The sequence below is a fragment of the Dietzia cercidiphylli genome, assembly GCF_039531545.1.
In the GTDB taxonomy this organism is placed as follows: Bacteria; Actinomycetota; Actinomycetes; order Mycobacteriales; family Mycobacteriaceae; genus Dietzia; species Dietzia natronolimnaea.
Genome location: NZ_BAAAQG010000007.1, coordinates 646628 through 658185, shown reverse-complemented (window position 1 = coordinate 658185; position 11558 = coordinate 646628). Strand labels below are relative to the sequence as shown.

The window sequence follows — 11558 nt, the reverse complement described above, 5'->3', positions numbered from 1 at the left end:
GGCCCTGCGCGAGACCCGGTAGCCTGGTTGTCCTGCACTGCGCGGTACACCCACCCGATGCGCAGTCCCCACCCGAGAGGAGCGCGCATGACGGAACACGACGCCGTCGACGAGGAACAGCGCCACCTCGGCCGTCTCCTCGATCGTCTCGAGGAGCTCCGGGCCGACACCCGGGCCCGCCTCGACGCCGTCCTCCGGGGCACGGGGGGAACTCCTCAGGCGCGATCGGAGCGGGAGTCGTTCGCGCGGCTCTATTCGTCGGAGCTGGCGGCGTTCAACGCCGCCAATCTGGGCCTGTACTTCGGTCGGCTGGACATGGAGGACGGAGAGGTCCGGAGGATCGGGCGCGTGGGACTGAGGGACGACGACGAGGACCTCACCCCGCTCCTGCTGGACTGGCGCGCGGACCACAGCCGCCCGTTCTATCTGGCCACCACCGCCCGCCCCGAGGGCGCACACCGTCGTCGTCATCTCCGCACGATCGGCAGGAGGGTCATCGGGGTCCACGACGAGTACCTCACCGCACCCGTCGACGGTGAGGTGCCGGAGGACCACGACGACGTCGTGGGGGAATCCGCCCTGCTCGAAGCCCTGGACAGCGCGCGCTCCGCTCACATGACGGACATCGTCGCGACCATCCAACGCGAGCAGGACGAGATCATCCGGAACCCCCACGCCGGTGTCCTGGTGGTCCAGGGCGGGCCGGGGACGGGGAAGACCGCCGTGGCCCTTCACCGTGCGGCCTACCTGCTCTACACGCACCGCCGGAGGCTCGACCGCAGCGGAGTGCTCATCGTGGGGCCCAACGCGCGGTTCCTCGACTACATCGCACGCGTCCTGCCGTCGCTCGGCGAGTCGGGAGTCGTCCTGCGCACACTCGCCGACCTCTACCCCGGGGTCCGTGCCACCGGTTCGGAGACTCTCCGCGGCGAGGAGGTCAAGGGCTCGGCGGACATGGTCGACATCCTCAAGGCCGCCGTCCGCGCCCGCCAGCTCGCCCCGGGGGCGGACGTGGTGGTGCGGTGCGAGGGACACGACCTCGTCCTCACGCCCGCGGTGGTCCGCGCCGCCCGCGGCCGGGCCCGGATGACGCGCCGACCGCACAACCAGGCGCGTTCCACGTTCGCGGCGAGGATCATCGACGCTCTCACGGAGCAGTACGTGGCGTCCCTGACCGATCCCGTCGGGCACGCGGAGGACGCCGCCTGGTCCCCCGAGGGCGACGGGGTCGGGGATCTCGGGGACCCCGCCCGGCCGCTGCTGGACGCGGAGGACCGGGCCGCGCTGCGCACAGAGGTCGAACGCGCGCCCGAGGTCCTCGCCGCGATCGACGAGTGGTGGCCCACCCTGCGGCCGGAGCAATTGTTGGCCGACCTGTTCTCCAGCCGCGAGCGGATCTCCGAGGCTGCCGGCGACTATGTGGCCGAGGACCAGGAGGCCCTCTTCCGCGCCGACGGTGGGGCGTTCTCGGTGGCCGACGTCCCGCTCCTCGACGAACTCGCCGAACTGCTGGGCGAGGACCCCACCGAGGAGGGCAACGAGGCGGACCGAGCCTGGGCCGAACAGGTCCGACAGGCGGAGGAGGCGCTCGAGATCCTCACCGGGTCGGCGGTCCAGGACATCGAGGACGACCTGGACCCGGAGGTCCTCATGGCGTACGACGTGGTCGACGCGGAGTCGCTCGCCCGGCGGCACAGTGCGGACTCGGACCTCACCGTCGCGGATCGTGCCGGCGCGGATCGGACGTGGGCGTTCGGTCACGTGATCGTCGACGAGGCGCAGGAGCTGTCCGCCATGGCGTGGCGCGCGCTGATGCGCCGCTCCCCCAACCGCTGGATGACCCTCGTCGGGGACGTCGCCCAGACCTCCAGCCCTGCGGGCATCGACTCGTGGGAGGACGCGCTCTCGCCGTACGTGGACGACCGGTGGGTCCTCTGCGAGCTCACCGTCAACTACCGCACCCCGGAGACCGTCTCCGCGGTCGCGGAACAGCTGCTCGCGCAGATCGACCCGGGGGCGACCTCGCCGCGCCCGGTCCGTGCGGGACGACGGCCTGTCGCGTGGCTCGAGACCGAGGCGGGCTCGGTGGGCCGGGTGGTGGCCGACGAGGTCTCCCTCGTGCCGGAGGACCGGGCCGTGGCCGTGCTCCTCCCCGATGACCTCGGGCACGAGAACGCCCCCGGGATCGCCGCCCTCAGGGACGCCGTGATCGCGGCGCGCCCCGACGCCTCGGTCCTCCCCCTGGCCCTGGCCAAGGGACTCGAGTTCGACGTGGTGGTGGTGGTCGATCCGGAGCACGTCCTCGGACGTTCGCCGCAGGGGCTCCAGGATCTGTACGTGGGGGCCACCCGCGCCACCCAGGAACTGGTCCTCGTCCAGCCCGGTCGGTTCGGTCCACTGCTCTCACGGATCCGCGAGTCCGTCTCCGACGACACAGAGGAGCTCAGCGCATGAGCGACCACGCGGTGCGGATCCCGGCCGCCGTGGCGTTGTGCGCGGTCCTCGCGGTGGGCGGCGGTTGCGGGCCCGCGGAGGAGGCGACCGACCGGACCGTGAGGGCGGAGACCACCGGTCAGGGCGCCGAGGCCGAGGCCGGGGGGCCCGCCGCCGTCGGCCCGAGAGGCCCTGCCAGGAACGGCAGCGAGCAGGATTTCCTCGACGACCTGACGGCGTTCGGACTACCCACGGAGATGACCGCGGCCACCACCGTCGAGGTGGGGATAGGGATCTGTCGGAGCATCTCCGACGGGTCCGACACCGAGACCATCCTCGATCACCTCCGCCCGCTCACCAGCGCGATCGCCGCGCAGGATCCGGAGCGCGACACCGCGGAGGTGGGCCGGGCCATCATCGATGCGAGCCGGGCCCACCTCTGCGGTTGACGCTCCCCGGTTCACCGATCCGGGTCGCCCGGACCCGGGTCGCCCGCCGGCTCAGGTCGTGTGGACGATGAGCACGTCGCAGATGGCCCGGCGGGCCGCATCCGCGGGCACCGAGCCCAGGAGCCGGCCGGTCAGAGAGTTCAGGCCCTTGTTCCCCACGACGAGCAGATCCGCCTCCACCTCGTCGGCCAGCTTGATGAGCGATTCGACCGGCGCGCCCTTGACGGTCCGCGCCTCGACCGTCGACGCCCCTGCGGCGACCGCCCGGTCCCGGGCCGTCCGGACGATGTCCTCGGCCGGGTTGTCACCGCGGATCTGATAGGCGTCGTCGCCCAGCTGATCGGCGGCCTGGCTGACCGAACGCGGATCGGCGGGCACATAGGCGCAGGCGATCACGAGGGTCGCGGACTCGTCGGCGGCAAGCGACGCAGCACGATCGACGGCCCGGTAGGACGACTCCGAGCCGTCCGTACCCACGACCACCTTCTTGTAGGCGCTCAATTCTCTTCCTCTCGTCGGCAACAAGTTCTACCCAGCGTAGTGCGCGTGGGTCCCCGCCGTGCCAGGTAAGCGCGCGACGTCACAGTGACGGGTCAGTCGATTCCCGCCTCGCGCATCCCCTTGAGCTCCTTACGCAGCTCGGCGATCTCGTCGCGGAGCCGACCCGCCAACTCGAACCGTAGGTCCGTTGCCGCCGACATCATCTGCTCGGTCATCTCCCCGATGAGCTTCTCGAGTTCCTTACGAGGCCGCGCCGACTCACCCGCCACCCGTGCCCCCACGAGCTCGGGCCGGTCCCGCGGGTCGGTGGACGACTCCCCGTTCTTCTCCTCCCCGACCCTGTCGAGGATGTCGGCGATCTTCCGCCGCAGGGGCTGCGGGTCGATACCGTGCTCGGTGTTGTACGCGACCTGCTTCTCGCGCCGGCGGTCGGTCTCCTCGATGGCCTGTCGCATCGCGTCGGTGACGGAGTCCGCGTACATGTGGACCTCGCCGGAGACGTTGCGGGCCGCACGGCCGATGGTCTGGATGAGCGACGTCGCCGAGCGGAGGAAGCCCTGCTTGTCGGCGTCGAGGATCGCCACCAGGGAGACCTCGGGGAGGTCGAGTCCCTCCCGGAGCAGGTTGATACCCACCAGGACGTCGTACTCGCCGCGTCGCAGGTCGCGGAGCAGCTCCACCCGCTGCAGGGTGTCGATCTCCGAGTGCAGGTATCGCACCCGCACGCCGAGTTCCAGCAGATAGTCCGTGAGGTCCTCGGACATCTTCTTGGTCAGGGTGGTCACCAGCACCCGCTCGTCGCGATCCGCCCGGGCGCGGATCTCACCGAGGAGATCGTCGATCTGCCCCTTGGTGGGCTTGACGACGATCTTCGGGTCCACCAGCCCGGTGGGTCGGATGACCTGCTCGACGAACTCGCCCCCCGTCCGCCCCATCTCGTACGCACCGGGGGTGGCCGACAGGTACACGGTCTGGCCCACCCGGTCGGAGAACTCCTCCCAGGTGAGCGGTCGGTTGTCGAGCGCTGACGGGAGCCTGAAACCGAAGTCGACGAGGTTGCGCTTGCGGGAGGCGTCGCCCTCGAACATCGCGCCGATCTGGGGAACAGTCACGTGTGACTCGTCGATAACCGTGAGGAAATCCTCGGGGAAGTAGTCGATGAGCGTGGCCGGGGAGCTTCCCGCCGGCCGCCCGTCGATGTGCCGCGAGTAGTTCTCGATGCCGGAGCAGAAGCCCACCTGTTGCATCATCTCGATGTCGTAGGAGGTCCTCATCCGTAGCCGCTGTGCCTCGAGCAGCTTGCCCTGGTTCTCCAACTCGGCCAGCCTCTCCTCGAGCTCGGCCTCGATGGAGGCGATCGCCCTGGCCATCCGCTCCGGGCCGGCGACGTAGTGGGTGGCCGGGAAGATGCGCACCTCGTCGACCCTGCGGACGACGTCGCCCGTCAGCGGGTGGATGTAGTACAGCGCATCGATCTCGTCACCGAAGAACTCGATGCGGACGGCGAGCTCCTCGTAGGTCGGGATGATGTCGACGGTGTCGCCCTTCGCCCGGAACGTGCCGCGGGTCATGGACACGTCGTTTCGTTCGTACTGGACATCCACCAGTAGTCGGAGGAGCTGGTCGCGGTCGACCTCCTGCCCGATGGACAGAGCCACCGACCTGTCGAGGTACGACTGGGGGGTGCCGAGCCCGTAGATGCACGAGACGGAGCTGACGACGACGACGTCACGCCTGGACAACAGTGACGATGTCGCGGAGTGCCGAAGCCTCTCCACGTCGTCGTTGATGGACGAGTCCTTCTCGATGAAGGTGTCCGTCTGGGCGATGTACGCCTCCGGTTGGTAATAGTCGTAATACGAGACGAAGTACTCAACCGCGTTGTTGGGCAGCATCTCGCGCAACTCGTTGGCCAGCTGCGCGGCGAGCGTCTTGTTGGGCGCCATCACCAGGGTCGGCCGCTGCACCTTCTCTATGAGCCACGCGGTGGTCGCCGACTTGCCTGTGCCCGTCGCACCCAGGAGGACGATGTCGCGCTCGCCCCGTGCCAGGCGCTCAGTCAGCTCCGCGATCGCCGTCGGCTGATCGCCCGACGGGGTGAATTCGCTCACCACCTCGAAGCGTGTCGTGCTCCGTTCGACGTCGCCGATCGGCCGGAACTCCGAATAGGAGAGCACTGTCGGGTCGGCGGGGACCCCGTCGTCGGGGATCTCGGTCGCGAAAGCCATACCAACCAGCCTACGAGTACGCGACTCCGTCTGCTCACCCCCGCGCAGTTGGGAGTGACTCAGGCATCACCGTGCCCTATCGTTAGGCGTTCACATCGTCCCACCGTTCGGAGATCCACCGTGATCCACGCCCCACGTCGTCGTCGTCTCGCCTCTCCCTCCCGCCGCCGACGAGGTGTCCGACCGGTAGCAATTGCCACCGCCACCTCTCTTATCGCCGGGACATTCATCCTGGCCGCGCCGATCGCGGCAGCCGCCCCGTGCGACGAATGGCCCCCGGCAGGTGTCGGCGGGGGCACGGGAGGAGGCAGCGGGTCGAGCAGTTCCGGCGGGGGTTCACCGGTGGCGCCGCCCAACCCTGCGCCCCCGGCCGCCCCCTGGCACAACGGCACATCCGGCTATATCCCCGTGTTGGAGGGACGAACCACCACCGTCGAACTGCTCACCGGACCCACCAGCCCGAACGACACTGTTGATCGCTTCGGCATCTCCGGTACCGACCTGGGAATCCTGTGGGAGAACGGCGGGGCAGCCGGCAAGAATCAAGTGCACATGGCCCTCGGCGACACGATGGGCGATTGCAAGGGCGACACCCAGTGGCGTAGCAATGTTCTGTTCCGTTCCTCGGACCGCACCCTGGCAGATGGCATGCGTATCGACGACGCGCCCATGAAAGACGGCATTGCCGCGTCGATCCTGCCACGGACTGGACACGACTGGGAGACGACCGTGATTCCCACCGCCGGCGTCGCCGTCGAGCAGACGCAGTACCTGCGATACATGTCGGTTGACACGTGGGGCGACCCGGGCGAGTGGACCACGAACTACTCGGCCCTCGCCAAGTCCGGCGACAACGGCGATACGTGGGTTCCCATCAGAGGAACAGCCCGCCCAGGGCCCGGCCGCATGGCCCTGCCAGGGGATCTGACTCCGGCCCGCCCCCGACACGATGCCGCCCAGATGAGCGCCTTCGTCAAACACGGCGACTACATCTATGAGTACATGACGCCGTCGGGCCGCAACGGATCAGCGATCCTCGCGCGCGTCCCCGAGGCACAGATCGAGACCATGGACGCCTACACGTTCTGGGACGGCTCCGACTGGGTGGCGGAGCAGGACGCCGCGGCGGTGGTCCTCGACGGCCAGGTGAGCGAACTCTCGGTCTCGTGGAGCCCGAGCCTTGAGCTCTTCTTGGCTCTCTACACCGACGATCAGAACAATGTCGTGCTGCGGAAGGCAGAAGTGCCGGAGGGCCTCTGGTCAGGCAAAGACATCCTGCTTTCGAGCAAGCATCTTCCCACCCTGTACGGAGCCTTCGCGCATCCCTGGAGCCCCGTAGTCGAAGCAAGCGGCGATGATCTTTATTTCACGCTGTCCACGTGGGATGCCTACAACGTCTTCCTCATGAAGTCCGATCTGGATCAGCTCCTGGACCGGTCCACGCCGCCCGCGCAGTCCCGCCTGCGAGTTGCCGATGACAGTTGGACCCGTGACACCCCGGACCCCGCTGACACCGGCGAGACTGTCCTCGTCGACAAGATCCCCCTCCCGGAGGCCTGACACCCATGACCCGCCCCTCATCCCCCACGCCGACACGGCGGTTCACCGCGGCCGTGGCGGCCACCGTAACCGTCGCCGCCACGGTGACGGTCGTCGGCACGCTCGGCGCCGGTACCGCGGCGGCCGGCCCCTGCAGCGAGATGTTCGGCAACTTCGGCTCCCTCCTCGAGCACCAGACCGAGGCCGGCATGGCCACCGGTTCGCTCGGTTCGCTCGGTTCGGTTGGATCATCCGGTAGCTCCGGCTCCCTCGGGTCCGCGTCCCGAGCCCTGGGGTCTGCCGACCGATCGGGCTCGCTCATCCAGCAGCTGGAGACCGGCTCGCTCGGCAACGGCCTGTCCGGTTCGCTCGACCCGCTCGTGGGCTCCGTCTACGGCATGCCGCCGTGGATCACCGGCGAGGAGGGCACCGTCCCGGTCCTGCGGGGACCCACCCGGTTCCTGCAACTGGTCACCGGGCCCACCAGCCCCACCGATACCATCAACAAGTACGGCGTGGCCGGCACGGACCTGGGCATCATGTGGGACAACGGCAGCCCGAACGACCCGCAGGTGCTGATGGCCTTCGGCGACACGATGGGCGACTGCACCGTGCCAGGCAACCAGTGGCGGTCCAACGTCCTGTTTCGGTCCGGCGACGACGATCTGACCGACGGCATCACCATCGACTCGGCCGCGATGGGCTCTGATGGTCTGGCCAAGTCGCTCGTGGAACGGAGCCACCAGACCGGCGAAGTGACCATCATCCCCACCGCCGGGATCTCCGTGAACGGGGTGCAGTACCTGCGGTACATGTCGGTTGCACACTGGGGCCAGCCGGGCTCGTGGACCACCAACTACTCCGGTATGGCCTACTCCACCGACAACGGCGAGAACTGGGAGATCGTGCCCGAGATGGCGCGACGGATCACCAGCGCCGGCGATGCCGGTGAGGGCGCCCCCGGGGTGGACAGCGCCTGGCGTTCCGCCCAGATGAGCTCATTCCTCAAGACCGACACCCATCTATACGAATACCTGACCCCTTCGGGCCGCCAGGGTGCGGCGATCCTCGCGCGGGTCCCCCTGAGCGGGTCCCCGTCCACCGGGGACCTCGAGCACGGCCCGGCCCCGCTCGATGGCGTGCTCGATCCCGAGGCATACGAATACTGGAACGGCACGACCTGGGTCGACCGGATCGGCGACGCTGTGACCGTTCTCCCCGCCCCCGCAAGCGAGTTGTCGACGATGTACAACGCGCACCTGCACAAGTACACGGCGATGTACTCCCAGGGTTTCGACTCGGTGGTCATGCGGACCGCTGACAACCCGTGGGGCCCGTGGAGCGATGCCACCACGCTCATCGACTACTCGGTGCTGCCGGGGGTGTACGGGGCGTTCATGCACCCGTGGGCACAGGGCAACGACCTGTACTACCTCGTCACCACTTGGAACGCGTACAACGTCTTCCTCGTACGGACCGAACTGGACGCGCTGTTCCCCGAGCCCACCCTGCGCCGCGCCCCCACTGCCCAGGCTACGACCGAGGTCATCCGGCAGGTGCCCGTGTCCGAACTGGTGGACGGGGTGGTCCCGACGGAGTGAAGCCGCCCGCGGGCGGGGTCACCATCCCGCCCGCCACGGCCCCGTCAGCGGTGCCGTAGCGAGGCCTCGGTCAGGGTGCGTTCCCACTCGCGCGTCTCCTCGCGGTTCGCGCGGCGCAGGATTTCCGAGTATTCCGCACGGGCGCCGGGATCAGCGCCTATCACGTCTGCCATGAGCAGGGCGAACTCGTGATCCGGGTCGTCTTCTGCGACAACCGTCACCTCCAGGGGTCGGGCGGGGTCGCACCAGTGCAGCAACGGACGATCGCTCGACCGATCGCGCACGTAGCCCGCCCCGGTCAGCGAGTGGAGCGCGTCCTCGACCGCGTCGGCGTCTCGGACGGTCACCTGAAGGTCGAGGATGTCGGGCGCGTCCAGCCCCTCGATCGCCGTCGGACCAACGTGGTCGATCCGGTTCGCGGTGCCCCCCACCACGTGGCGCAGACGGGCGCACGCCCGTTCCGCCTCGCCCGCCCACTCCGGTCGAAAAGGCACGACGGTCCGCTCACCCACCACGGGGGTCCCGGTCCGGAGGTTGTGTTCGAACGGATCCAGACGGATCTCGACCAGCGCGCGGGTCAGGTCCACGACCGTCTGTCGGTCACCCGAATTGTCTATCAGGATGTCGGCCGCGGCTCGTCGGGCCTCGTCGGTGGCCTGTCTCGACATTCGAGCACGCGCGTCGTCCTCGGGCATTCCCCGCTGCTCGACCAGTCGCCTGAGGCGCACCTCTGCCGGGGCGTCGACCACGATCACGAGGTGGTATCCGGGGGTCATCCCGCCCTCGACGAGCAGTGGCATGTCATGTACGACGATCGCGTCCTCGGGCGCCGTGCCGAACAGTTCCGCCGTCCGCTCGCCGATCAACGGGTGGGTGATCGCATTGAGGGCTGCGGTCCGCTTGGCATCGACGAAGGCCCGGGCGGCGAGGGCCGCGCGGTCGAGGGCGCCGTCCGATCCCAGGATGTCCTCACCGAACTCCGCGACCAGCATCGCCAGACCCGGGGACCCCGGTTCGACGACCTCGCGGGCGATGAGGTCCGCGTCCACGATCACCGCCCCCGCCTCCTTGAGCACCGCCGTCACCGTCGACTTGCCGGCACCGATCCCACCGGTCAGACCCACCATCAGCATGTACGCAGTGTAAGTGACCTAGTATCGATTCCTCCGAATCGCAGTTCTATATCCTTCCCTTCATGCGTCCCTATTCCACTCTCGCCTCGGTTCTGCTCACAGTCCCCGTGGCGCTCCTGTCCACATCACTGCTCGCCCCGGCGACCGGTGGAGCACAATCATCCGGCTCGGCCGGGTCACTGGGATCCTCGGACTCCGCCAGCGGCCCCTGCAACAATTTTCTCGGGAACTTCCCGCCCAACTCGCTCGGTCTGAACCTCGCCACTGGTTCGCTCGCGAACGCCGCGAACTCCGTGGCCGGAGTGGCGGCCTCCTCCGTACGTGATTTCCCGCGCTGGATCACCAGCACCCAGGGCACGGTTCCCGTACTCAAGGGAGCCACGTCCGTCCGACAACTCGTCACCGGGCCCACGAGCCCCGCCAAGACCGACTCCGCGTACAACATCTATGGAACCGACCTCGGCATCATGTTCGAGCACGGCGACGAGACCATGGTGCTGTTCGGCGATACGTTCGGCGCCTGCACGCCGACGAGCAACGATTGGCGGTCCAATGTCATGCTCACCGCGGAGAACGGCACTCCCACGGATGGGCTCAAGATCACCGGGGCGCGTCCGTCCGAGGACGGGCAGGCGTCCGCATTGGTCCAGGGGGCCCATCAGCCCAACGGAACCGGTGAGGTCACAGTCATCCCCACGGCCGCGATCAGCGCCAACAACGCCATGTACATGCGCGTCATGTCGGTTCGGGACTGGAACGCCCCGGGAGGGTGGAACACCAATTATTCAGCGCTGGTGAAGTCGGTGGACAACGGCGCCACCTGGAAGGTCCTCACCGACTCGATGCGCCGGGTAACCGACTTCACCGGCTGGAACAGCAGCGTGCAGTTCGAGTCGGACGACGACACCCCGCCCGCAGTCGAAGCCGATCGCTGGTACGGGATGCAGATGAGTGCATTCCTGGAGGACGGCGAATACCTGTACGAGTACCTGACCCCGTCCGGGCGCCGAGGACCAGCCACGCTCGCGCGCGTGCCCCTCGACCGGATCGAGGACCCCGCCGCGTACACGTGGTTTAAGGGTGGCACCACCTGGGAGTCCGATCCGGAAGGCAGCGAGTTGATCCTGCCCGCGCCGGTCGAAGAACTGTCGGTCGCGTACAACGAGTACCTAGACCAGTTCATCTCGCTGACCTCCACCGCCACGGGCGTCGTCTCGATGCGGGTGGCCAGCAGGCCCGAGGGCCCATGGTCTGCGCCCCAGACTCTCGTCGACCGCCGCATGTTCCCCAACGCCTACGCCCCGATGATCCATCCGGCCTCGATCACCTCGGACGGTGAGCATCTCTTCTACACGCTCTCCACGTGGGATGCGTACAACGTGTTCCTGCTGCGTACCGACCTCGGTGAGTTCGACTTCAACGCCCCCAACACGGACACGCACACCGCCGTGCAGTCGCGGGTTGCGGTGGCAACTGCCGTGGAGGCCGGGGCCATCGATGACGGGGGCGTGATCGACGAGCAGCGTCTGGAAGAGGTCGCCGCGGCGGCGCCCGCGCCACCCGAGTCCATCGTGGAACCAGCCGGCCGCTGAGCCGGACGCCCACGGGGCACGAACGCAACGACCCCTGGAATCCGCCACACGGCCGAAAGGGCGAAACGGCCCCGGTCGTCAA

General features: G+C 68.5%; 8 protein-coding genes. 5 read left to right on the top strand and 3 right to left on the bottom strand.

Annotation, left to right across the window (positions count from 1 at the left end):
* Positions 1-87 precede the first annotated feature (87 nt).
* The gene (locus tag ABD250_RS09340; RefSeq protein WP_344391868.1) at positions 88-2454 is read left to right on the top strand and encodes a HelD family protein; all 2367 of its coding nucleotides are present in this window, start codon (positions 88-90) and stop codon (positions 2452-2454) included.
* Positions 2451-2882, top strand: a complete 432-nt coding sequence (locus ABD250_RS09335; protein ID WP_095717223.1) for a DUF732 domain-containing protein — start codon at positions 2451-2453, stop codon at positions 2880-2882. The genes ABD250_RS09340 and ABD250_RS09335 overlap by 4 nt, the downstream gene beginning before the upstream one ends.
* A 51-nt stretch (positions 2883-2933) precedes the next feature.
* On the opposite strand, the gene ABD250_RS09330 is transcribed toward ABD250_RS09335, so the two are convergent.
* On the bottom strand, positions 2934-3383 hold the full coding sequence (locus ABD250_RS09330; RefSeq protein WP_182659339.1) for a universal stress protein: 450 nt from the start codon (positions 3381-3383) through the stop codon (positions 2934-2936).
* A gap of 92 nt (positions 3384-3475) precedes the next feature.
* Positions 3476-5611 carry an excinuclease ABC subunit UvrB gene (uvrB, locus tag ABD250_RS09325; RefSeq protein ID WP_182659340.1) on the bottom strand — a complete coding sequence of 712 codons (2136 nt, stop codon included), beginning with the start codon at positions 5609-5611 and terminating at the stop codon, positions 3476-3478.
* Positions 5612-5953: 342 nt separating this feature from the next.
* On the opposite strand from uvrB, the gene ABD250_RS09320 reads away from it, so the two are divergent.
* On the top strand, positions 5954-7171 hold the full coding sequence (locus tag ABD250_RS09320; RefSeq protein WP_338404240.1) for a glycoside hydrolase family 183 protein: 1218 nt from the start codon (positions 5954-5956) through the stop codon (positions 7169-7171).
* A 5-nt stretch (positions 7172-7176) separates the two neighbouring features.
* Entirely contained in the window at positions 7177-8751 is a 1575-nt protein-coding gene (locus ABD250_RS09315) for a glycoside hydrolase family 183 protein (protein ID WP_182659341.1), read from the top strand.
* 44 nt (positions 8752-8795) lie between these two features.
* On the opposite strand, the gene coaE is transcribed toward ABD250_RS09315, so the two are convergent.
* Positions 8796-9884 carry a dephospho-CoA kinase gene (gene coaE, locus ABD250_RS09310; RefSeq protein ID WP_182659342.1) on the bottom strand — a complete coding sequence of 363 codons (1089 nt, stop codon included), beginning with the start codon at positions 9882-9884 and terminating at the stop codon, positions 8796-8798.
* Between the two features lie 62 nt (positions 9885-9946).
* On the opposite strand from coaE, the gene ABD250_RS09305 reads away from it, so the two are divergent.
* Positions 9947-11476: a glycoside hydrolase family 183 protein gene (locus tag ABD250_RS09305; RefSeq protein ID WP_182659343.1), complete on the top strand. Its 1530-nt coding sequence runs from the start codon at positions 9947-9949 to the stop codon at positions 11474-11476.
* Positions 11477-11558: the final 82 nt, after the last annotated feature.

Excerpts from the sequence above, each read along its gene's own strand:
- ABD250_RS09340 (WP_344391868.1), top strand. The coding sequence starts at position 88 with ATGACGGAACACGACGCCGTCGACGAGGAACAGCGCCACCTCGGCCGT.
- ABD250_RS09335 (WP_095717223.1), top strand. The coding sequence starts at position 2,451 with ATGAGCGACCACGCGGTGCGGATCCCGGCCGCCGTGGCGTTGTGCGCG.
- uvrB (WP_182659340.1), bottom strand. The coding sequence starts at position 5,611 with ATGGCTTTCGCGACCGAGATCCCCGACGACGGGGTCCCCGCCGACCCG.
- ABD250_RS09315 (WP_182659341.1), top strand. The coding sequence starts at position 7,177 with ATGACCCGCCCCTCATCCCCCACGCCGACACGGCGGTTCACCGCGGCC.
- coaE (WP_182659342.1), bottom strand. The coding sequence starts at position 9,884 with ATGCTGATGGTGGGTCTGACCGGTGGGATCGGTGCCGGCAAGTCGACG.
- ABD250_RS09305 (WP_182659343.1), top strand. The coding sequence starts at position 9,947 with ATGCGTCCCTATTCCACTCTCGCCTCGGTTCTGCTCACAGTCCCCGTG.